Origin of the sequence: Halorubrum sp. CBA1125 (assembly GCF_009742825.1) — an archaeon.
In the GTDB taxonomy this organism is placed as follows: Archaea; Halobacteriota; Halobacteria; order Halobacteriales; family Haloferacaceae; genus Halorubrum.
On the sequence record NZ_WPCE01000029.1, the window covers coordinates 1 to 21,562 of the forward strand.

Here is a 21,562-nt window from a genome sequence, read left to right on the forward strand (position 1 = left end):
AGACGTCGCCGCCGCCGAGGTCGGCGGCGCCGCGACGGCGGCCGCCGCGGAGGCGAACAGCTCGGAAGCGGTAGAGTTCACCGGGACGGTCGTCCAGACCGGCGACCCGGTCGTCGTCGACGACGGCCAGCGGACGAAGACGGTCGAGACCGACGCGACCCTCCGGCTCGGCGAGGAGGTCACGGTCCGCGGTCCGGAACGGGACGGGACGATCGACGCCGACGAGGTCTTCTGACGCTCGGCGACGCCGACGTCTCGGCCGCGCGGGTCGGGTCGGACTCGTCCGGTCGCCGCGTGGCCGTGACTCCGCCGCTCTGGCGTCGAGACGGGTAACGGAAAGCGTTATACGGTACACGGACGCGACTGTGTGTATGAGTGTCGAGTTGCCGTTCGCGCCGGTCGACGGGATCATCCGGCGGAACGCCGGGGAACTCCGCGTGAGCGCGGACGCCGCCGAGGAGCTGGCCCGTCGGATCCAGTCGCACGGCGCAGCGCTGGCTATCGACGCCGCCGAGCGGGCGACCGAGGACGGCCGGAAGACGCTGATGGCGGACGACTTCGGCGTCGAGCAGGTCGTCAGCCGCGAGGAGCTCACCCTCCCCGTCGCGCCGGTCGACCGGATCGCGCGGCTCCGGATCGACGACCGGTACCGCGTCGGAGTCGACGCGCGGATCGCGCTCGCCGACATCCTGGAAGACTACGCCGACAACGTCGCGAGCGCGGCCGCGACGCTCGCTCGGCACGCGGACCGACGGACGGTTCAGGCAGAGGACATCGAAACGTACTTCGCGCTGTTCGAGTAGATGCGGTTCGGCTACAGCGAGCGGTGTCTCGCGCACGACACGGGCGAGCGACACCCGGAGAACCCCGACCGACTGCGCGCGATCCGGCGAGGACTGGCGAAGCGACACGGCGTCGAGTACACCGAGGCGGACCCCGCCAGCCGAGCGGACGTGGTCGCCGTCCACGACGAGGCGTACGTCGACGAACTGGAGGCGTTCGTCGACGACGGCGGCGGAAACTGGGACCCCGACACCGTCGTGAGCGACGGAACGTGGGACGCCGCGCTGACCTCGGCGGGGCTCGCGCAGTGGGCGGCTCGCGAGGCGATCGACGGCGCTTCCGGACGACGCACGCCGTTCTCGATCGGTCGGCCTCCCGGGCACCACGCGGTGGCCGACGACGCCATGGGGTTCTGTTTTTTCAACAACGCCGCGATCGCGGCCCAGACCGTCCTCGACGACGGCAGCGCCGACCGCGTCGCGATCTTCGATTGGGACGTCCACCACGGCAACGGCACGCAGGACATCTTCTACGAGCGCGGCGACGTCCTCTACGCGTCGATCCACGAGAAAGGGCTGTACCCGGACACCGGGGATCTCGACGAGACGGGCGGCGGCGAGGGCGAGGGAACCACGGTGAACCTGCCGCTCGCCGCCGGCGCGGGCGACGCCGACTACCTGTACGCCATCGACGAGACGGTCGCGCCGGTGCTCGACCGGTTCGACCCCGACCTCCTGATCGTCTCCGCGGGATTCGACGCGCACCGCCACGACCCGATATCCCGGATGCGCGTCTCCTCGGAGGGCTACGCGCTGATGACCGACCGGCTCCGAACGGCCGCGAACGAGACCGGTGCCGCTACCGCCTACGTACTCGAGGGAGGGTACGGGCTCGACACGCTGGCCGAGGGCGTCTCGATGGTCCACGAGACGTTCGACGGCCGAACGCCGGTCCACGACGACGGCGAACCCGACGAGAAGACCGAACGCCGCGTGGCCGAGCTGCGGTCGCTCCTCGACCTGTAGCCGGAACGCGACGCTTCTCGCTCGTTCCACTCGCGCTCTGAGAGGGTGTCACACGACCGGTCTCATCTCTGTTCTTCGGTCCGTCGATTCGCTCAGTACAGTTTGTGTCTGACGGGGGGAGGGACGGACCGTCCCGGCTCTTTAACGGTCCGTTCTCCGGTGTCGAAGACCAGGGAACTGGTTGGGTCACTTACTGTGCGTCTCTGGGTGGGTGGGGTGCCTCCCCGGTTATCCATTGTGTTCCGTGTGTTATCAATCAACATCTTCACCCATGTGATTATATTACTAAATTCAGTTACAACTCGATACTCAAGTGTTCAGCAGGCAGAGTTCTTCTAACGAATGAGACACTTACGGGGAGTCGAGGAGAAAGGCCGGTGCTTTAGCGCGGGGAGAATGTCAAAACCTGACGAACGGCTCGCTACGCTCGCCGAGTTGTTCGTCGAAAACGCCCGGAGCGGGATTGTGAACCACGGTCGTTTCGCTCGCTACGTTCGTCACTCCCTGGGTCAAATCCCTTCGTCTGGGTTCGTCGACGCCGGACTCACTCGTCGCTCCGCTCCTCGTTCGTAATCGGCGTCGACAAGAACGCCCGGAGCGGGATTTGAACCCGGAGGACTTCGCTCACGACGTTCGCTCGTCCTCAGATTCAAATCCCTCCTGCGGTTTCTGCTGTCGCAGAACTCACTCGTCATTGCGACAGCAGAAACGCCCGGAGCGGGATTTGAACCCGCGTCACGACCGTGACAGGGTCGTATGATGGGCCACTACACCATCCGGGCACACAGGCGACGCCCCCGAAATCGGGGACGCCCGGAGCGGGATTTGAACCCGCGTCACGACCGTGACAGGGTCGTATGATGGGCCACTACACCATCCGGGCTTGTCGCATCTCACCGTACCCTTGTCTGGCAAATAAGGCTTGTCATCGCCAACAGGAGTGGGTACCGATGACAGGGCCGTCCGCGGTCTGAGACCCGATCGAGGGACGACGGGGCGACGGGACGAGGTGGAGACGCGGCGACAGGATGACAGGACGGCGGGACAACGGGACGCGTCACTTCGGGGGGCGACGATCGGTCGGCCGTCTGGAGACGGAACCGACGGGAGGCAGCTGGCGACGCCAGCGGGGGATCGGCCGCGGCGGTAGTCTTTTCTGTGCACCTCGCGTGAGTGTACGTATCGCACGCCCTCGTTGCCGGTGAGCGGCGCGTGGCGACTCCGGTTGACAAGCCTTATTGCGTTGGCGTCAGTAGCGATCTGTAGTATCTCGTGATAGCTTCTCTCAATACCCATCACCCATGGTAGACGTAAGCCAACACGAACTCGTCCCGGACCACGTCCTCCTCGACGACCCCCAAGAGGTCGACGAGGTCCTGGCCGAGTACGACGTGGAGAGAACTGATCTGCCCAAGATCAAACGCACGGATCCCGCGTTGCCGGACGAGGCCGAGGTCGGCGACGTGGTGAAGATCGTTCGAAACTCCCGCACGACCGACGAGGCGGTCGTGTACCGACTGGTCGTCTCATGAACAGGCAAGACCGACGCGTGGTGTCACGCGAGTACTTCTCGGACGAACGGCTGGCCGAACACCACTTCCGCTCGTTCAACAACTTCCTGGACCGGGGGATGCAGGAGGTCGTCGACGAGAAGGAGACGATCGAGACGGACATCGGCGACAAGGAGGGCCAAGAGCCCGTCTACGTCGAACTCGGAGACGTGCGGATGGTCACGCCGCGCGTCCGCGAGGCCGACGGCTCCGAGGAACTGCTGTACCCGCAGGAAGCCCGCCTACGGAACATCACCTACTCCGCGCCGGTGTTCATGGAGATGTCCATCGTGCGCGGCGGCGAAGAGGAGCCCGAGCAGGTCGTCGACACGACGGAGACGAAGGTCGGCCGGATGCCGATCATGGTCGGCTCGAACAAGTGCAACATGGCCGGCTTCTCCGACGAGGAGCTCATCGACATCGGCGAGGACCCCGTCGACCCCGGCGGCTACTTCATCGTCAACGGCTCCGAGCGCGTGCTGATGACCTCGGAGGACCTCGCGCCGAACAAGATCCTGGCGGAGTACGACTCGAAGTACGGCGACGAGATCCAGGTCGCGAAGACGTTCTCGCAGCGCCGCGGGTACCGCGCGCTCGTGCTCTGTGAGCGCAACCGCGAGGGGCTCTTGGAGGTGTCGTTCCCCTCCGTCTCGGGATCGATCGACTTCGTGACGCTCGTTCGCGCGCTCGGGCTCGAGTCGGACGAGGAGATCGTCCACCGCGTGAGCGACGACCCCGAGATCGTCAAGTTCATGCTGGAGAACTTAGAGGAGGCGTCGGTCCAGACCACCGAGGAGGCCATCGAGACCCTCGGCGAGCGGGTCGCGAGCGGCCAAGGGAAGAACTACCAGCTCAAACGCGCCAACTACGTCATCGACCGCTACCTCCTGCCGCACCTCCACGAGGACGGCGTCGACGAGGAGGACGTCCGGATCAACAAGGCGTACTACCTCTGCCGGATGGCCGAGGCGTGCTTCGAGCTCGCCTTGGACCGCCGGGAGGCCGACGACAAGGACCACTACGCGAACAAGCGCCTCAAGGTCTCGGGCGACCTGATGCGCGACCTGTTCCGTACCGCCCTGAACAAGCTGGCCCGCGACGTGAAGTACCAGCTCGAACGCGCCAACATGCGCAACCGCGAGCTCACCGTCAACACGGTGGTCCGCTCGGACGTGTTGACCGAGCGGCTCGAACACCCGATCGCGACAGGCAACTGGGTGGGCGGCCGCTCGGGCGTCTCCCAGCTCGTTGACCGGACCGACTACATGGGGGTGCTCTCGCACCTCCGACGCCTGCGGTCGCCGCTGTCGCGGTCGCAGCCGCACTTCGAGGCGCGGGACCTGCACGCGACCCAGTGGGGGCGCATCTGCCCCTCCGAGACCCCCGAGGGACCGAACTGCGGGCTGGTGAAGAACTTCGCGCAGGCGATGGAGCTCTCCCAGACGTCGAGGACGAACAGGGACTGAAACGAGAACTGGCGTCGATGGGTGTCGAGGGGATCCCCGGCATCGAGGGCGTCGAACGACAGACGGCGGACGACTAACATGGCTCAGGCAGAACGCGAAGCGAAGGTGTACGTGAACGGGAGCCTCGTGGGCACCCACGAGAACCCCCACGAGCTCGCCGAACAGATCCGCGAGGCGCGCCGACGCGGCGACGTCTCGGAGATGGTGAACGTCTCGGTGAAAGACCGGACCCGGGAGGTGATCGTCAACGCCGACTCGGGTCGCGCTCGGCGGCCGCTCATCGTCGTCGAGAACGGCGAGCCGCTGCTCGGCGACGAGGAGATCGAGGCGCTCGAACGCGGCGAGGTCGAGTTCGAGGACCTCGTCGACCGCGGCTACGTCGAGTTCATCGACGCCGAGGAGGAGGAGGACATCCTCGTCGCGGTGGACGAGGAAGACGTGACCGAGGACCACACGCACCTCGAGATCGACCCGCAGCTCGTGTTCGGGATCGGGGCGGGGATGATCCCCTACCCCGAGCACAACGCGAGCCCGCGCATCACGATGGGCGCGGGGATGATGAAGCAGTCGCTCGGACTCCCCTCGGCCAACTACCGGATCCGGCCGGACACCCGCCAGCACCTGATGCACTACCCGCAGCTGGCGATGGTGAAGACCCAGACCACGGAGCAGATCAGCTTCGACGAGCGGCCGGCCGCGCAGAACTTCGTGGTCGCCGTGATGTCCTACGAGGGGTTCAACATCGAGGACGCGCTGGTGATGAACCAGGGCTCCGTCGACCGCGCGCTCGCGCGCTCGCACTTCTTCCGGACCTACGAGGGCGAGGAGCGCCGGTACCCCGGCGGTCAGGAGGACCGCTTCGAGATCCCCGACCAGGACGTCCGCGGCGCCCGCGGCGAGGACGCGTACACCCACCTCGACGAGGACGGCCTCGTCAACCCCGAGACCAAGGTCGACGAGTCGTCGGTGCTTCTGGGCAAGACCAGCCCGCCGCGCTTCTTAGAAGAGCCCGACGACATGGGCGGACTCTCGCCGCAGAAACGACGCGAGACGAGCGTGACGATGCGCTCGGGCGAGTCCGGCGTCGTCGACACGGTGACGCTGATGGAGGGCGAGGACGGTTCGAAGCTCTCGAAGGTGAAGGTACGCGACCAGCGCGTCCCCGAGCTGGGCGACAAGTTCGCGTCCCGGCACGGCCAGAAGGGCGTCGTCGGTCACCTCGCGCCCCAGGAAGACATGCCGTTCACCGAGGAGGGCGTCGTCCCCGACCTCGTGCTCAATCCGCACGCGCTGCCCTCGCGGATGACGGTGGGTCACGTGCTGGAGATGCTCGGCGGGAAGGTCGGCTCGCTGCGCGGCGAGCGCGTCGACGGCACGCCGTTCCAGGGCGAAGACGAGGCGGAACTCCGGGACAGCCTGGAGGAGCACGGCTTCAAGTCCTCCGGCAAGGAGGTCATGTACTCCGGCGTCACCGGCGAGAAGATCGACGCGGAGATCTTCGTCGGGACGATCTTCTACCACAAGCTGTACCACATGGTGTCGAACAAGCTCCACGCCCGCTCGCGCGGCCCGGTCCAGGTGCTCACGCGCCAGCCGACCGAGGGGCGCGCCCGCGAGGGCGGCCTGCGCGTCGGGGAGATGGAGCGCGACACGATCATCGGCCACGGCGCGTCGATGGTGCTCAACGAGCGGCTGCTTGAGTCCTCGGACGCGGAGACCGTCCACGTCTCCGCGGAGACGGGGCTCGTCGCCGTCGAGGACCGCGAGCAGCGCCGCGTGTACGACCCGGTCACGGGCGACGAGGACGACATCCACGAGCTGGAAGTGAGCTACGCGTTCAAGCTGCTGCTCGACGAGATGATCGCCTTAGGCATCCGACCGAAACTCGAACTGGAGGACGCAATTTAAATGTCAACGCAAACACCGAAAGTGCTCGGCGGCATCGACTTCGGCCTCATGGACCCGGAGACGTACCGGGACATGTCGGCCACGAAGGTGATCACGGCCGACACGTACGACGACGACGGCTACCCGATCGACATGGGGCTGATGGATCCGCGGCTCGGCGTCATCGACCCCGGCCTGGAGTGTCGGACCTGCGGCTCGCACTCGGGCTCCTGTAACGGCCACTTCGGCCACATCGAGCTCGCGGCCCCCGTGATCCACGTCGGCTTCACGAAGCTCATCCGGCGGCTGCTCCGCTCGACGTGTCGCGAGTGCGGGCGGCTCGCCTTAGATGAGGCGCAGCGCGACGAGTTCCGCGAGCGCTACGAGCGTGCGAAGGAGCTCGGCGACGACGAACACGACGTGTTGAAAGCCGCCGTCCGGCAGGCCCGGAAGGCGAGCACCTGTCCGTTCTGTGGCGAACCGCAGGCGGACATCAAACACGAGAAGCCGACCACGTACTACGAGGTCCAGGACGTCCTCTCGGGCGACTACTCCGAGCGCATCGCCGCCGCGATGCAGCCGGACGAGGAGGCAGACGAGCCGGGCACGTCTCCGCGGGAACTCGCCGACGAGACGGACATCGCCCTCGAACGGATCAACGAGATCATGGCCGGCGAGTTCCGCCCGCGCAAGGAGGACCGCCGCGCCATCGAGAAGGCGCTCGATGTCGACCTCACCGAGGAGGACATGAACAAGCTGATGCCCTCGGACATCCGCGACTGGTTCGAGGACATCCCGAACGAGGACCTGGAGGTGCTCGGTATCGACGCCGAGGACTCCCGTCCCGAGTGGATGATCCTGACGGTGCTGCCCGTGCCGCCGGTCACCACCCGCCCCTCGATCACGCTGGACAACGGCCAGCGCTCCGAGGACGACCTCACGCACAAGCTGGTGGACATCATCCGGATCAACCAGCGGTTCATGGAGAACCGCGAGGCGGGCGCCCCACAGCTCATTATCGAGGACCTCTGGGAGCTGCTCCAGTACCACGTCACCACGTTCATCGACAACGAGATCTCGGGAACGCCGCCGGCACGACACCGGTCCGGGCGGCCCCTGAAAACCCTCTCCCAGCGGCTGAAGGGGAAGGAGGGCCGCTTCCGCGGCTCGCTGTCCGGCAAGCGCGTGAACTTCTCCGCGCGGACGGTGATCTCGCCGGACCCGACGCTGTCGCTGAACGAGGTCGGCGTGCCAGACCGAGTGGCCAAGGAGATGACCCAGACGCTCAACGTCACCGAGCGCAACGTCGAGGAGGCGCGCCAGTACGTCAGGAACGGACCGGAGGCGCACCCGGGCGCCAACTACGTCCGTCGTCCCGACGGTCGGCGGCTGAAGGTGACGGAGAAGAACTGCGAGGAGCTGGCCGAGAAGATCGAGGCCGACTGGGAAGTGAACCGCCACCTCGTCGACGGCGACATCGTGATCTTCAACCGGCAGCCGTCGCTCCACCGCATGTCCATCATGGCCCACGAGGTCGTGGTGATGCCGTACAAGACGTTCCGGCTCAACACGGTCGTCTGTCCGCCGTACAACGCCGACTTCGACGGCGACGAGATGAACATGCACGCCCTCCAGAACGAGGAGGCCCGCGCCGAGGCGCGCGTGCTGATGCGCGTCCAAGAGCAGATCCTCTCGCCGCGGTTCGGCGGGAACATCATCGGCGCGATCCAGGACCACATCTCGGGGACGTACCTGCTCACGCACTCGAACCCCGAGTTCACGGAGACGCAGGCGCTGGACCTGCTTCGCGCCACTCGCGTCGACGAGCTGCCCGAGCCCGACGGCGTCGACGAGGACGGCCGCGAGTACTGGACCGGGCGGACGCTGTTCTCGGAGCTGCTCCCCGACGACCTCAACCTCGAGTTCGCGTCGTCGACGGGCGACGACGTGATCATCGAGAACGGCCAGCTGGTCGAAGGGACCATCGACGAGGACGCGGTCGGCGCGTTCGGAGGCGAGGTCGTCGACACGCTCACCAAGGTGTACGGCGAGACGCGCGCCCGCGTCTTCGTCAACGAGATCGCGGCGCTGGCGATGCGGGCGATCATGCACTTCGGCTTCTCGATCGGGATCGACGACGAGTCGATCCCGCCGGCGGCCGAAGAGCAGGTTGACGACGCCATCGAGAGCGCCTACGAGCGCGTGCAGGAGCTGATCGCGACGTACGAGGCCGGCGAGCTGGAGTCGCTGCCGGGCCGCGGCGTCGACGAGACGCTGGAGATGAAGATCATGCAGACGCTGGGGAAGGCCCGCGACTCGGCCGGCGAGATCGCCGACCAGCACTTCGACGACGACAACCCGGCGGTCGTGATGGCCCGGTCCGGCGCCCGCGGGTCGATGCTGAACCTCACGCAGATGGCCGGCTCGGTCGGCCAGCAGGCGGTCCGGGGCGAGCGGATCAACCGCGGCTACGAGGACCGCACCCTCTCGCACTACCGGCCGAACGACCTCTCCGCGGAGGCGCACGGTTTCGTGGAGAACTCCTACCGCGGCGGGCTCACGCCCGAGGAGTTCTTCTTCCACGCGATGGGCGGCCGCGAGGGGCTCGTCGACACGGCGGTCCGGACCTCGAAGTCCGGCTACCTCCAGCGGCGGCTCATCAACGCGCTCTCCGAGCTGGAAGCGCAGTACGACGGCACCGTCCGGGACACCTCCGGTCGGATCGTCCAGTTCGAGTTCGGCGAGGACGGCACCTCGCCCGTGAAGGTCTCTTCCGGCGAGGGCGACGGGATCGACGTCGACGGGATCGTCGACCGCGTCGTCGACGCCGAGTTCGACTCCGACGACGAGAAAGAGCGGTTCCTCGGCGAGCGCGCGCCGCCGACGAACCTCTCGGAGCACGCCGGCCCGGGGCTGAACAAGGCGGACAACCTGGGGGTGGAGTCCGATGACTGACCGCGAGCACGTCACCGACGACATGGAGGCGGTCGTGGAGGCGACGGAGCTGCCGAAGCGGCTCAAATCGGAGGTGTACGACGCGATCGAACGGAAGGCCGAGGAGACCGGCGAGGTCACCATCGAGCAGGCCACGGATATCGCCACCGGCGTCGAGAACCGGTACCTCGAAACCCGGGTCGACCCCCTCGACCCGGTCGGCACCGTTTCTGCCCAATCGATCGGTGAGCCCGGGACGCAGATGAGCGTCCCCGCCGACGAACGCGTCGTCGTTCGCCGGAACGGGGAGACGAACGTCGTCGAGATCGGGCCGCTCGTCGACGAGGTGGTCGACTCCCGCGAGAGCCGAACGGTCGACGACCACGAGGTCGCGCTCGCTCCGGACGGCTTGGAGACGCTCAGCCTCGGCGATGACGAGGGGGTCGACTGGAAGCAAGTCGAGGAAGTCAGCCGTCACAAGGCCCCGGCGGAGCTGCTTCGGTTCGAACTCGAATCGGGCCGGACGATCCGAGCGACGAAGGCGCACTCGTTCGTCACGCGACGGGACAACGACGTCGTTCCGGTCGCCGGCGAAGACCTCAGTGCCGGCGATTGGCTCCCGGTCGTCGCTTCTTTCGGAGGGGGCGAGACGAGCGAAATCGACCTCCGTGAGTACCTCCCCGCGACCGACTACTGGTACACCTCGACGCTCGCAGACGGCGGCGTCGACACCGTACCGGCCGGAGCGGATCAGCTCCGAAACAAGCAGAACGCGCTCGAGTCCGGACGGATCGAAGAGAATGCCGTCTACCCGGCCGGCGGGACGGTCGGGCTGCCCGAGCGACTCCCGCTCGACGCCGAAACCGGATTCTTCTTCGGCGCCTGGCTCGCCGAGGGGTCGCTGACGGACCACTACGTCTCTGTCTCGAACGTCGACGAGACGTTCCAAGACGGGGTCCGCACGTTCGCCGACCGCTTCGGGCTCTCGGTGAACGAGTACGAGAACGAAAGCGGGTTCGCCCGCGGCTACGACGTTCGCGTGAACGGAACGATCCTCGCCGACGTCCTCCGCGCGGCGTGTGTCGAGGACGGCGAGAAGGTCGTCCCGGGATTCGCGTTCGGCGCGAGCGGCGAGTTCGCTCGGGGACTGCTCCGTGGGTACTTCAGCGGCGACGGCAACGTCTCGGACACCGCCGTTCGTTCGAGTTCGACGAGCGATCGGCTCACCGCCGGTATCGCGCTGTTGCTCGCCCGGTTCGACGTGTACGCGACGCTCGGCCGACAGGACACGTCGCGGACGCTTCGCGTCCCGAAGAAACACGTCGAACGGTTCGCGGACCGGATCGGAATGGTCGGCGAGCGCGGCGAGCAACTCGACGCCCTGGCGTCCGAGCTGGACGGAACGGGTCCGGACGCGACGGACCAGATTCCGAACTTCGGCGACGCGCTCCGCGAAGTCGCGTCCGACGCCGGTATCCCGAGCCGGCAGGTGAACGCTGCCTCGAACCGGCAGCGGATCGGACGAACACGGCTTCGACGGATCCTTTCGGAGGCAGCGGAAGCTGGCGTCGAGTCTGCGTCGCTCGATGCGCTCCGTCAGGCGGTCGACGGCGACGTGGTGTGGGATCGGATCGCGTCGATCGAGACGGTCACGACCGGACACGAGTACGTGTACGACCTCTCGGTCGAAGGACTGGAAACGTTCACCACGGCCGAGGGCGTCGTCACGCACAACACGATGAACACCTTCCACTACGCGGGGGTTGCAGAAATCGACGTCACCCAGGGGCTCCCCCGGCTCATCGAGCTGGTGGACGCCCGGAAGACGCCCGACACCCCGATGATGACGGTGTACCTGGAGGACGAGTACGCCACCGACCGCGAGAAGGCCCACGAGGTCGTCTGGTCGATCGAGGCGACGCGCATCCTCGCGCTCGGGGACGTCTCGACGAACGTCGCGGACATGCTGGTGCGGATCGACCTGAACGACGACACGCTCTTGGAGCGGTGGCCGACGCACTCGGACCCCGCCGAGGTCGCGGGGATCATCGCGGAGACGATCGAGGACGCGCTCGGCGTCGACGCCCGACAGGCGGGGACGGTGGTCGAGTTCGGTCCGAACGAGCCGAGCTACCGCGAACTGCTCCAGCTCGTCGAGCGGCTCCGCGACATCGTGTTCAAGGGGATCGAAGAGATCGAACGCGTCGTCATCCGGAAAGAGCAGATCGACGGGGAAGAGGAGTTCGTCCTCTACACCGAGGGGTCGGCGTTCGGCGACACCCTGGACATCGAGGGGGTCGACGCCTCGCGGACGACGTGTAACAACATCCACGAGATCTACCGCAACCTCGGCGTCGAGGCGGCCCGCGAGACGATCATCGACGAGACGAAGAACACGCTCGAAGAGCAGGGGCTCGACGACGTGAACGTCCGTCACCTGATGTTGGTGGCCGACATCATGACGAACAACGGCGAGATCGAGTCGATCGGCCGTCACGGGATCTCCGGCTCGAAGGACTCGGTGCTCGCGCGCGCGGCGTTCGAGGTGACGGTGAACCACCTGCTCGACGCCGCGATCCACGGCGAGTACGACGAGCTCGACGGCGTCATCGAGAACGTCATCGCCGGCAAGCCGATCTCGCTCGGCACCGGCGACGTCGACCTGCGGATGGGGTCGCGGGTCGTGGGCGACGACTGATGCACGTCGAGCTCTCCGACGAGGCGCGCCGCTACATCGGTCGGTTCGACGACCTGACCGGCGTGACGCCGCGAGACTGCCTCGTGGAGGGTGACCGACTCGTGTTTCTCGTCCCCGCCGGCGAGATGGCGACCGCGATCGGCCAGGCCGGCGAGACCGTCGAAGAGGTCGAGCGGCGCCTCGACAAGTCGATCGAGCTGGTCGAAGACGCCGACACGCCGGAGACGTTCGTCGCGAGCGCGCTCGCGCCCGCGGCGGTGAACGCGGTGACGATCTCCGAACAGAACGACCGGGTCGCGTACGTCGAGGTGCCGGAACCGGACCGCGGCGTGGCGATCGGCGCGAACGGCCGCAACATCGAGACCGCGCGAACGCTGGCGAAGCGCCACTACGACATCGACGACGTGCAGCTGACCTGACGCGGGCCGCTCAGACCGATCTGACGGACCGGGCGGGCGCTCCAGCCCGGTTTCGGCGTCCGGCCGCTCCGAACCGGAGCGGCCGAAACGACGCCTTCTCTCGGCGGCTTACCGGCTCAGCGTTTCTGTGCGACCGTCGTTCGATCCGAAAAACGCCCTCAGAACTGGCGAGAGGTACCGCTCGAGCGATCTGAGGGCGTCTCGCCGCTCCGAAAGACGATGCTTAAGTAGCTCCGTTCGGAAGTAGACCTACGATGGCGAACGGCAAGTACGCGGCCCGTAAGCTCAAACAGGACCGGCAGAAGCGCCGCTGGTCCGACTCCGAGTACGCTCGGCGCGAGCGCGGGCTCAAGACGAAGTCCGACCCTCTCGAGGGCGCCCCGCAGGCCCGCGGGATCGTTTTAGAGAAGGTCGGTATCGAGGCAAAGCAGCCCAACTCGGCGATCCGAAAGTGCGTCCGCGTTCAGCTCATCAAGAACGGGAAGCAGGTCACCGCGTTCTGTCCCGGTGACGGCGCGATCTCGTTCATCGACGAGCACGACGAGGTCACCATCGCCGGGATCGGCGGCGCGAAGGGTCGCGCGATGGGCGACCTCTCCGGCGTCAACTACAAGGTCGAGAAGGTGAACGGCGTGTCCATGATCGAACTGGTTCGCGGGAACGCGGAGAAGCCGGTCCGATGAGCGGCGAAGAGACCGAGGCGACCTCCGAACAGGACGTCGCCGCCGACGAGCCGGACCCGGACGCGCCCGCCGCGAGCGAGGCCGCCAACGAGAACGCCAAGCTGTTCGGCGTGTGGGAGGTCTCCGACATCGCCTACGAGGACCCCTCGACCAAGCGGTACATGACGGTGACGCCCATCGCGCACACGATGGGGCGTCACGCCTCCAAGCAGTTCAAGAAGAGCGAGATCTCGCTGGTCGAGCGGCTGATCAACCGCCTGATGCAGTCCGAAGAGAACACGGGCAAAAAGCAGCAGGCGACGCGGATCGTCCGCGACGCCTTCGACATCGTCCACGAGCGGACCGAGGAGAACCCGGTCCAGGTGCTCGTGACCGCGGTCGAGAACGCCGCGCCCCGCGAGGAGACGGTCCGGCTGAAGTACGGCGGCATCTCCGTGCCGAAGGCCGTCGACGTCGCCCCGCAGCGCCGCGTCGACCAGGCGCTGCTTTTCATCTCCGACGGCGTCGCCAGCGCCACGTACAAGTCGACCACCTCCGCCGCCGAGGCGCTCGCGAACGAGCTCGTCGCGCCGCCGACTACGACGTGAACACGTACTCGATCTCACAGAAAGAGGAGCGCGAGCGCGTCGCCGCCGCCGCCCGCTGAAATCGGGACACACAGTTCGCGTACCGCCCCCCGCGCGGTGCCACACTTTCTCTCTCCTCCCCCTCGTTTTCCCGCCGCGTAGCGCGTCGCTACGGAGCGTCGGGTTCGTGGCGACGGGTCGTCGATCCGCTGTCGTCGTCGTAGCCTGCGGCGGCACCCCCGTCGCGTCTGGGCCGACGGTCCGTGGCGATCGATCGCGACGGACGTCGCCGTGGCCGGCTCCGTTGCTCGCGGTCGCGAAAAATGGGAGAAAACGTACGACGAGACGTTCAGTCGTCGGCGGGTGCGGCGCCGGAGTCGCCGTCGTGCTGCTCTTTGACCCACGAGAGCTTGCCACCCGAGCTGAGGATCTGGCGCTCGCGCTCGGAGGCGTCGAGCTCGGCGGTGAACTCCCACTCGTCGTTGACGCTGACGGTGAACTCCTCGGTGCCGTCGGCGATCCCGGTGCCGACGTCGTCGACGATCTGGATGTCGTCGCCCTGCTCGATCTTCTCGTACGTCTCCGCGTCGATCTCCAGCGGGACGATGCCGAAGTTGAACAGGTTCGCCTTGTGGATGCGCGCGAAGCTCCGCGCGAAGACGGCCTCGATCCCGAGGTACATCGGACACAGCGCGGCGTGCTCCCGGGAGGAGCCCTGGCCGTAGTTCTCGCCGGCCACGAGGACGCCGCTGCCGGCGGCCTTCGCGCGCTCGGCGAACGTGTCGTCGACGCGCGAGAGGGTGAACTCCGAGAGCTTGTCGATGTTCGAGCGGAACTTCAGGATGTCCGCCGTCGCCGGGATGATGTGGTCGGTCGTGATGTTGTCCTCCATCTTGAGCAGCGCCTCGCCGCCGATGTCGGCGTCGAGCGAGTCGCGCAGGGGAACGTCGCCGATGTTCGGTCCCTTGACGAGGCCGTCGTCTATCGCCTCGTCGGGCGCGATGATGTCGGCGTCGTCTTGTCCCATCCCGGGCGAGTACTTGGTGCCCATCTCGAGGCCGGGCGCCTCGAGGTCGCCGAGCTCCTCGGCGAGGTCCCGCGGGTCGACGATCTCGCCGGCGATGGCCGCGGCGGTCGCGACCTCGGGCGAGCAGAGGAACACGGAGTCATCCTCGATGCCGGAGCGCCCCTCGAAGTTGCGGTTGAAGGTGCGCAGCGAGACGGAGTCGGAGGCGGGCACGTGGCCGATACCGATACACGCGCCACACGTCGCCTCGGAGAAGTTGACGCCGGCCGCCATCATCTCCGCGGTCCACCCCTCGCGGGCCAGCATCTCGGAGGCCTGCTTGGAGCCGGGCGCGACGATCATCTCGGTGCTTTTCGCCACCTCGCGGCCCTCCAGCATCTTCGCGCTGGGGAGGATGTCCTCGTAGGCGCCGTTCGTACAGGAGCCGACGATGACCTGCTCGACGTCGGTGCCCTCGTACTCGCTGACGGGGGCGACGTTGTCGGGCATCGAGGGGGCCGCCACGAGCGGCTCGATCTCGCTCAGGTCGACTTCGATCGTCTCCGCGTACTCGGCGTCTGCGTCGGGCGAGAGCTCGACGAACTCCGCTTCGCGGTCCTGGCGCGCGAGCCAGTCTCTCGTCTTCTCGTCGGTGCCGAAGATCGAGGAGGTGGCGCCGAGTTCGGTGCCCATGTTGGTGATCGTCGTCCGCTCGGGGACGGTCAGCGAGTCGGCGCCCGGACCGGTGTACTCGAGCACCTTCCCGACGCCGCCCTTGACGCTCAGCTCACCGAGCAGGTGGAGGATGACGTCCTTCGCGGTCGCCCACTCCGGCAGTTCGCCCTCCAGCTGCACGTTGACGACCTCCGGCATCTCCACGTAGTAGGGGCCGCCGCCCATCGCGACGGCGATGTCGAGGCCGCCGGCGCCGATCGCGAGCTGGCCGAGCCCGCCGGGCGTCGGCGTGTGCGAGTCGGAGCCGAGCAGGGTCTTGCCGGGCGCCGCGAAGTTCTCCTTGTGGACCTGGTGACAGATCCCGTTTCCGGGCCGGGAGAAGTACGCCCCGTAGGTGCCGGCCGCCGAGCGGAGGAAGCGGTGGTCGTCGGTGTTCTTGAAGTCGAACTGGTACGTCTGGTGGTCGCAGTACTGGGCGGCGAGCTCCGTCTGGACCTCGTCCATCTCCAGCGCCTCGAACTGGAGCCACACCATCGTCCCGGTGGTGTCTTGGGTCAGCACTTGGTCGACCTCGATACCGATCTCCTCGCCGGGCGTCAGCTCGCCCTCGACGAGATGGTCATCGAGGATTTTCTCTGTAATCGTTTGTCCCATATCACCCAAATTTCGGCCTCCCGTGGATATAAAACCCGCGAGTTTCTGGGAAGATCGACCGTGATAGACCCTCGATCCGGCAACAATTGGGGTGACACCGTCGTGGTGACGTTGTTCACGGTAGTAACACTCGTACGGAGTGTATTAGGCTCATAAAGGCCAATATCGGCGTTTCTGGTGCTCTCGCCGGCGGCGGAACCGACGCGGAACTCGTGTCGACACCGTTTAGTCTCGCCCGCGGATCCGAGCGATCATGTTCGACTCGGGATCGTCGGTGGCGGCGGCGCTCGAAGCGGGCGAGGCCGCGCTCGACGAGACGCAGCGGCAGCCGAACGGCGTCGACCTCACCGTCGGCGCGGTGTTCGCACAGACGGAACCGGGATTCGTCGGGCGCGACGGGAAGCGGGTCGGCGACCGCGAACGCCTCGAACCGACGGACGGCGCCTACCGGCTGGAGCCGGGCACGTACGTCGTCCGATACGGCGAGCCGGTCCGGATCCCCGACGAGCGGATCGGGTTCGTGCTCCCGCGGTCGACGCTGCTGCGGAACTCCTGTACGCTCGACACGGCGGTCTGGGACGCGGGCTACGAGGGAGTCGGCGAGGGACGGCTCGACGTCGGTCACGCGATCGCGATCGAGCCCGGGGCGCGGATCGCCCAGCTGGTGCTGGCGCGCGCCGACCACGAGACGACCTATCGAGGGGCGTACCAGGGCGAGAACTTAGACTGCGACGAGTAGGCGTCCGAGACGCTCGACGCCGTCGCTCCGCGCGTTGCGTCGTCGAAAGGAACGAACGGCGCGCGGTGCCGGAAAAATGGCACGAGCGCGTCGTTCTGTAGGTCCCCGCTGACGCTTCGGCCCTCCAAGCGAAGCGTCAGCCGATCGAAGCGGCGGGATCCACTTAAACGTGCCGGGGGCGGCAGCGTTCGTTCCGAAATACCGGAACGTACGTCCTCGCGACCGTGCCGGCGTGTTCACCCGCCTCCGTCCGCGCCCGCCGCCCGTCTGTTTCCGCCTCCGTCCGCTACGCCGACAGCCTCTCCGGCGAGGAGACGTACGCGGCGAAGTCGGACGTGGTGATGATCCCGATCGGTTCGTCGCCGTCGACGACGGGGACGTGGTGAATCCCGTGCTCGATCATCACCGACGCCACGTCGGCGACCCTGTCTTGGGCACCGGCCGTGATCAGGTCGGTACTCATGTAGCGCTCGACCGTCGTCTCCGCTTTGGGCTGGCTCTTCGCGACGATGTCGACGAAGTCCGTCGTAGTGAGGATCCCGACCAGCGCGCCGTCCTCGTCTACGACCAGCGCCGAGCTGACGTCGTTGTCGAGCAGCACGCCCGCCGCGTCCTCGACCAGCGTGTCTGGCGTCACCGTGTGGAGGTCGCTTGTCATCAACCGCGCCACGAACACGTCATCGATCTCGTCCATACCGACGGATACCGCCGGTAGTGTATAAGGATTCCCATGGTACCTATTATCCCATGGACCGGTGGGAACGCGCGCGCCGTCCGTCGGTCACCCGAACCGGGAGAGCCCGGACTGGCGGCGCGGACCGTCGCCGTCGGGGTCGGCGACCCACGCGGTCCGCTCGTCGCGGAGGTCGTCGCGGTCGACGGCGGGCGCCGTGGCGGGGTCGTACGCCGGACAGCCGTCCCCGCACTCGCGGCCCGGGTCGACGACGCGGTCGAACCGCTCGCAGTGCGGCCGCCCGTCCTGGGTCGCGCTCGCGTGTGCGCACCCCGGCGGCGCGGACCGCCACCCCTTCCCGTACGCGCGCTCGCCGATCCGGCGGCGCTTCCGGGCCTTCGCCGCGGCGTCGACGAGCGCGACGTCGAACCGACCGGGCCGCTCCGCACGGATCTCCGTGCCCGGCGCGACGGGGCGAGCGGGGTCGGCTCGCGGACGACCTCGCGCTCGCCCGAGTCGGGATCGAACCGCCAGACGCCGACCGGGTCGGGGATCCGGTTGAGGTGCGCCCGGGTGACGTGGGTGGCGGTCGTCAGGACGACCTCGTCGAACAGTCCGAGCGCGACGTCGTACCGGAGTTGCGCCGCCAGGTCGCCGGGCGTTCCGAGGTCGGGTTTGTTCTCGATCGCCGCGAGCGAGCCGACCCAGTCGTCGGGGTAGCGGGCGGTCGCGCGGACCACCGGCCGGCCGTCCCGGCGCTCGCGTTCGAGGTAGCCGACCTCGACCGCGCGGTCGACGACCTCGGCCGCGCGCTCCGGCGGCAGGTCTAACGCGTCCGCGACGGGGATCGCCTCGCCCGGGCCGACGGGCGCCTCGATCGCGGGCGCGGGGATCCGATCGGCCGTGATCGCCGCGCGGCGGTCGAAGCCGGGGCCGGGCGTCAGCACGCAGACGTCGACGATCCGGCGCCCGGGGTCGCGACGCCCGCGCCGAGCTGGCGGGCGACGACGACGTCGGGGGATTCGAGCGCGGCACACAGCGCCAGCTCGAACCGGAACTCCATGCCGGACGCAGGGGCGCGGCGGGCTAAAACACGTCGCCGTCCGAAACCCGTATTCCCCGCAGGGACGTAGGACGCCCATGCGCCGGGTCACCCGGAACCTCCTCGCCGTCATCGCGCTGGTCGTCGTCGCGCTGCTCGCGCTCGGCGCGCTCCCGAGCTACCTCGGGAGCGGCGACCCCTACTACCTCACCGCCGAGCCGATCGAGACGGACGCGACGGCCGTGGACGTGAACGACGTCACCGACAGGCGGTACCCCTACCTGACCGGGGCGCTCACGAGCGACGACGGCCGCTCCCCGGAGTACCAGACGGGACCGTACGGGGTGAAAGAGTCGTTCACTCACACGCCGTTCGACGAGGTCGGCGCGCTCGCACAGCGGATGCCCGAGGCCGCGACGGAGACCGGCGTCAGGGTCCGGTACGGCGGTGAGACGTACCACGTCGAGGTGGTGCAGCCGTGAGCGACGACCGCTCACCGGGACGCGACGACCGCGAGCCGGGACGCGACGACCGCGAGCCGGGAGACGACGAGGGGTCCAACGTCGCCGCCGCGGACCTCCGGGACCTCCCCGCCTTCTCGGACGGGCGGCGCCACTCCCTGCCGGGCGAGCCGGAGTGGCCGGTCAGGGAGGTCGCCGTCGAGTACGATCCCGGCTGGTTCGTGGGCGGGTACGACCGCGTCGAGCAGCCCGACGGCACCGAGAAGAACTACTACTGGGCGGAGCTGTCGCCGGCGACGGTCGTGGTCGCGGTCGCGGACGGGGACGTCCTCTTCGTGGAGCAGTACCGCCCGACCGTCCGGAGCACGCAGCTGGAGCTCCCCGCGGGGATCCTCGAGCCGGGCGAGTCGTACACCGCGGCCGCCGCCCGGGAGCTGGCCGAGGAGACCGGCTTCGCGCCCGACTCGACCGCGCTGCTCCAGGCGGTGTGGTGTTCGACCGGGGTGCTCAGACACCGGCGGGGCTACGTGTTCGCGGAGGGGTTGACGCCGGTCGACGTCGACCTCGACGAAAACGAGTTCCTCACGCCGCGGGCGGTCCCCGTCGAGGAGGCGCTCGCGGTCGCCCGCGAGCCGCCGACGAACGACGCGACGCTGGAGGGGCTGCTTTTGGCCGACCGGGAGGGGTTGCTGTAGGACGCGCGCCGACTGGATCCCCGTGTCGCGGGAAGCGACGGGGCTCCCGAGGTCCGGTCACAGGAGTCTCCCGACGGTGAAGACCGCGTAACAGACCGCCACGAGGACGCCGGAGTGTAACAGCGCCGCGTAGCGGCGCGGGAGGCGGTCCCGGCGAACCAGCCGGACGCGAGCATCGTCGCCTGCGTGACGACGTACAGCCGGAACCGTTCGAGCTCCGGGTGGACCGTGTCCGGCTCCGTCACGAGCTCGGCGGCGGCCGCGATCTCGGCGAGCCTGGCGGCGTCTATCACCTGCGTGTTGACCACGGCGACGACGCCGGCGACCAGCGCGGCGGCCGCCCACCCCACGGCGACGTACGGGTGCATCGACGAGCGGAGCGCCCGCTGCTCGCTGTACAGCTGTCCCACCTCGATCCGGAGCGTCTCGAACACCGCGTCGGCGTCGCTGCCGGCGTTCAGCGCCCCCCGTGACGAGTCCGAGCGTTCCGTCCGCGAGCGGCGTCCCGACGCGGTCGACGAACCGATCGATCGCGGCCGCGCGCACGTCCACCGACCCCGCCGCGGCGTCCGCGCCCGTCGCCGTCGTCGAGCGGAGCGCGAACGCCAACGCCGCCACGTCGTCGTCGAGCACGCCGAGGTCGACGTCGCGCGCCACCGTCGCGACCGCGTCCGGGAACGGGCGGCCGTGGGCGACGTGTCCGGAGACGGCGTGGACGAAGTCCGCCAGCTCGCGGTCCTTGGCGTCGTCGATCCGCGTGCGTCGCCCCGCCACGGCGCCGACGGGGACCGCGAACGCCGCGTACGCGAGCAGGACGACGTTGACGAGAGTGTACCCCGCGAGCGCGAGCGCGACGGCGAGCACCGCCGCCGCCGGGACCCCGACGACAGCGGCACTCGCCGGGTTGTGTCCGACCGACGCGAGGATCGCCCGCGGCGACCCCGGCAGGTCGTAGCTCGCGCGTTGGCTCGGCGGGCGGAGCGTGCCGACGGCGACCGCGCCAGCGAGCCCGATCGCGACGAGGAAACACACCGCGCCGTAGAGGACGACGGCTCGCGTCGGCACCACGCCGACCGGCGTGTCCACCGGCGGGAGGAACTCGGGGATCACCACCGTGAGGGCGGTCGCCGCGATGACGAGCAGCGCCGGCAACACCAGCACGGCGACGAACAGCTCCGTGAGCAGTTCGAGGAACCGCCGGGCGCGCTTGCGGGCGCGGTCCTGCCGGTGTGCGAGCATCCGGCTCTCGGTCCGGAGGTAGGCGGCGAGCGCGCCGTCCCCGGTCGCCGCGTGTTTCCGGAACTTCAACAGGAACGGCGCGAGCAGCTCCCGCGAGGGCGTGTCGCGGGCGACGCGGCGGAGCCCCTCGTCGAGGCTCCCGGCGAGCCGCGCCGCGTTGAGCGCCTTCCGCAGCGAGGTCGCCGTTCCGCCGTACGCGGTGCTGGCGGCGGTCTTCGCGACCATCTCCCGGGGACCGTCGCTGCCCGACGAGAGCAGTTCGAGGTACCGGACCGCCGCCGGCAGCGTCCGCTCGATGTCGGTCCGCCGCGTCGCCGCGCGCCACCGGAGGGAGAGCCCGCCGAGCCGCACGGTCGCGCGCTTCGCG

General features: G+C 68.4%; 14 protein-coding genes, 2 tRNA genes and 5 pseudogenes. 14 read left to right on the forward strand and 7 right to left on the reverse strand.

The genetic code is table 11. The features are described from left to right. From GJ633_RS04905 to GJ633_RS04915, 3 genes and pseudogenes are all read left to right on the forward strand, one after another. A pseudogene (locus GJ633_RS04905) lies at positions 1-235 on the forward strand (replication factor A); the annotation flags it as partial. Positions 236-371: 136 nt separating this feature from the next. Continuing rightward, positions 372-803 carry a histone family protein gene (locus GJ633_RS04910; protein WP_156587658.1) on the forward strand — a complete coding sequence of 144 codons (432 nt, stop codon included), beginning with the start codon at positions 372-374 and terminating at the stop codon, positions 801-803. Continuing rightward, positions 804-1,808 carry a histone deacetylase gene (locus GJ633_RS04915; protein ID WP_156587659.1) on the forward strand — a complete coding sequence of 335 codons (1,005 nt, stop codon included), beginning with the start codon at positions 804-806 and terminating at the stop codon, positions 1,806-1,808. Positions 1,809-2,517: 709 nt separating this feature from the next. Here the strand turns inward: GJ633_RS04915 and GJ633_RS04920 are convergent. Both GJ633_RS04920 and GJ633_RS04925 read right to left on the reverse strand, forming a co-directional pair. Then, positions 2,518-2,590, reverse strand: a tRNA-Asp gene (locus GJ633_RS04920). A 28-nt stretch (positions 2,591-2,618) separates the two neighbouring features. Beyond that, a tRNA-Asp gene (locus GJ633_RS04925) sits at positions 2,619-2,691 on the reverse strand. Positions 2,692-3,109: 418 nt separating this feature from the next. Here GJ633_RS04925 and GJ633_RS04930 point away from each other — a divergent pair. From GJ633_RS04930 to GJ633_RS04965, 8 genes and pseudogenes are all read left to right on the forward strand, one after another. Continuing rightward, complete coding sequence (locus tag GJ633_RS04930) at positions 3,110-3,340, forward strand: DNA-directed RNA polymerase subunit H (protein ID WP_156587661.1); 231 nt, start codon at positions 3,110-3,112, stop codon at positions 3,338-3,340. Next, positions 3,337-4,901, forward strand: a pseudogene (locus GJ633_RS04935) (DNA-directed RNA polymerase subunit B''). The gene GJ633_RS04930 and the pseudogene GJ633_RS04935 overlap by 4 nt, the downstream one beginning before the upstream one ends. Position 4,902: 1 nt before the next feature. Beyond that, the gene (gene rpoB / locus GJ633_RS04940; RefSeq protein ID WP_156587663.1) at positions 4,903-6,732 is read left to right on the forward strand and encodes a DNA-directed RNA polymerase subunit B; all 1,830 of its coding nucleotides are present in this window, start codon (positions 4,903-4,905) and stop codon (positions 6,730-6,732) included. Further along, positions 6,733-9,666 carry a DNA-directed RNA polymerase subunit A' gene (locus GJ633_RS04945; protein WP_156587665.1) on the forward strand — a complete coding sequence of 978 codons (2,934 nt, stop codon included), beginning with the start codon at positions 6,733-6,735 and terminating at the stop codon, positions 9,664-9,666. A gap of 22 nt (positions 9,667-9,688) precedes the next feature. Further along, positions 9,689-12,343, forward strand: coding sequence for a DNA-directed RNA polymerase subunit A'' (locus tag GJ633_RS04950; RefSeq protein WP_231741235.1), 2,655 nt, complete (start codon positions 9,689-9,691; stop codon positions 12,341-12,343). Then, positions 12,343-12,762 (forward strand): NusA-like transcription termination signal-binding factor, encoded by a 420-nt coding sequence (locus GJ633_RS04955; protein ID WP_156587669.1) that lies wholly within the window; start codon positions 12,343-12,345, stop codon positions 12,760-12,762. The genes GJ633_RS04950 and GJ633_RS04955 overlap by 1 nt, the downstream gene beginning before the upstream one ends. Positions 12,763-13,016: 254 nt before the next feature. Continuing rightward, entirely contained in the window at positions 13,017-13,445 is a 429-nt protein-coding gene (locus GJ633_RS04960; RefSeq protein WP_156587671.1) for a 30S ribosomal protein S12, read from the forward strand. Then, positions 13,442-14,091: pseudogene (locus tag GJ633_RS04965) on the forward strand (30S ribosomal protein S7). The gene GJ633_RS04960 and the pseudogene GJ633_RS04965 overlap by 4 nt, the downstream one beginning before the upstream one ends. A 269-nt stretch (positions 14,092-14,360) precedes the next feature. On the opposite strand, the gene GJ633_RS04970 reads toward GJ633_RS04965, so the two are convergent. Further along, positions 14,361-16,346 (reverse strand): aconitate hydratase, encoded by a 1,986-nt coding sequence (locus GJ633_RS04970; protein WP_156587673.1) that lies wholly within the window; start codon positions 16,344-16,346, stop codon positions 14,361-14,363. A gap of 253 nt (positions 16,347-16,599) precedes the next feature. On the opposite strand from GJ633_RS04970, the gene GJ633_RS04975 reads away from it, so the two are divergent. Further along, positions 16,600-17,085, forward strand: a complete 486-nt coding sequence (locus tag GJ633_RS04975) for a deoxyuridine 5'-triphosphate nucleotidohydrolase (RefSeq protein ID WP_156587675.1) — start codon at positions 16,600-16,602, stop codon at positions 17,083-17,085. A 286-nt stretch (positions 17,086-17,371) separates the two neighbouring features. Here the strand turns inward: GJ633_RS04975 and GJ633_RS04980 are convergent, their stop codons facing one another. The 3 genes and pseudogenes from GJ633_RS04980 to GJ633_RS18450 all read right to left on the reverse strand — a co-directional run bounded on the left by GJ633_RS04980 (position 17,372) and on the right by GJ633_RS18450 (position 18,821). After that, positions 17,372-17,779: a cyclic nucleotide-binding/CBS domain-containing protein gene (locus tag GJ633_RS04980; RefSeq protein ID WP_156587677.1), complete on the reverse strand. Its 408-nt coding sequence runs from the start codon at positions 17,777-17,779 to the stop codon at positions 17,372-17,374. Between the two features lie 87 nt (positions 17,780-17,866). Beyond that, positions 17,867-18,705 (reverse strand): annotated as a pseudogene (locus tag GJ633_RS04985) (DUF5787 family protein). Further along, complete coding sequence (locus tag GJ633_RS18450; RefSeq protein ID WP_394351125.1) at positions 18,699-18,821, reverse strand: hypothetical protein; 123 nt, start codon at positions 18,819-18,821, stop codon at positions 18,699-18,701. Before GJ633_RS18450 ends, GJ633_RS04985 begins: the two are co-directional and overlap by 7 nt. A gap of 77 nt (positions 18,822-18,898) precedes the next feature. Between GJ633_RS18450 and GJ633_RS04990 the strand changes: the two genes are divergently transcribed. Further along, positions 18,899-19,282 (forward strand): hypothetical protein, encoded by a 384-nt coding sequence (locus tag GJ633_RS04990; protein ID WP_156587679.1) that lies wholly within the window; start codon positions 18,899-18,901, stop codon positions 19,280-19,282. 137 nt (positions 19,283-19,419) lie between these two features. After that, a complete protein-coding gene (locus GJ633_RS04995) occupies positions 19,420-19,956 on the forward strand; it encodes an NUDIX hydrolase (RefSeq protein ID WP_156587681.1) in 537 nt (178 codons plus the stop codon). A gap of 57 nt (positions 19,957-20,013) precedes the next feature. Here GJ633_RS04995 and GJ633_RS05000 read toward each other — a convergent pair. After that, a pseudogene (locus GJ633_RS05000) lies at positions 20,014-21,562 on the reverse strand (type II secretion system F family protein); the annotation flags it as partial.

Excerpts from the sequence above, each read along its gene's own strand:
- GJ633_RS04955 (WP_156587669.1), top strand. The coding sequence starts at position 12,343 with ATGCACGTCGAGCTCTCCGACGAGGCGCGCCGCTACATCGGTCGGTTC.
- GJ633_RS18450 (WP_394351125.1), bottom strand. The coding sequence starts at position 18,821 with ATGGAGTTCCGGTTCGAGCTGGCGCTGTGTGCCGCGCTCGAATCCCCC.
- GJ633_RS04990 (WP_156587679.1), top strand. The coding sequence starts at position 18,899 with ATGCGCCGGGTCACCCGGAACCTCCTCGCCGTCATCGCGCTGGTCGTC.
- GJ633_RS04945 (WP_156587665.1), top strand. The coding sequence starts at position 6,733 with ATGTCAACGCAAACACCGAAAGTGCTCGGCGGCATCGACTTCGGCCTC.
- GJ633_RS04910 (WP_156587658.1), top strand. The coding sequence starts at position 372 with ATGAGTGTCGAGTTGCCGTTCGCGCCGGTCGACGGGATCATCCGGCGG.
- GJ633_RS04915 (WP_156587659.1), top strand. The coding sequence starts at position 804 with ATGCGGTTCGGCTACAGCGAGCGGTGTCTCGCGCACGACACGGGCGAG.
- GJ633_RS04975 (WP_156587675.1), top strand. The coding sequence starts at position 16,600 with ATGTTCGACTCGGGATCGTCGGTGGCGGCGGCGCTCGAAGCGGGCGAG.
- rpoB (WP_156587663.1), top strand. The coding sequence starts at position 4,903 with ATGGCTCAGGCAGAACGCGAAGCGAAGGTGTACGTGAACGGGAGCCTC.
- GJ633_RS04930 (WP_156587661.1), top strand. The coding sequence starts at position 3,110 with ATGGTAGACGTAAGCCAACACGAACTCGTCCCGGACCACGTCCTCCTC.
- GJ633_RS04960 (WP_156587671.1), top strand. The coding sequence starts at position 13,017 with ATGGCGAACGGCAAGTACGCGGCCCGTAAGCTCAAACAGGACCGGCAG.
- GJ633_RS04980 (WP_156587677.1), bottom strand. The coding sequence starts at position 17,779 with ATGGACGAGATCGATGACGTGTTCGTGGCGCGGTTGATGACAAGCGAC.
- GJ633_RS04970 (WP_156587673.1), bottom strand. The coding sequence starts at position 16,346 with ATGGGACAAACGATTACAGAGAAAATCCTCGATGACCATCTCGTCGAG.
- GJ633_RS04950 (WP_231741235.1), top strand. The coding sequence starts at position 9,689 with ATGGAGGCGGTCGTGGAGGCGACGGAGCTGCCGAAGCGGCTCAAATCG.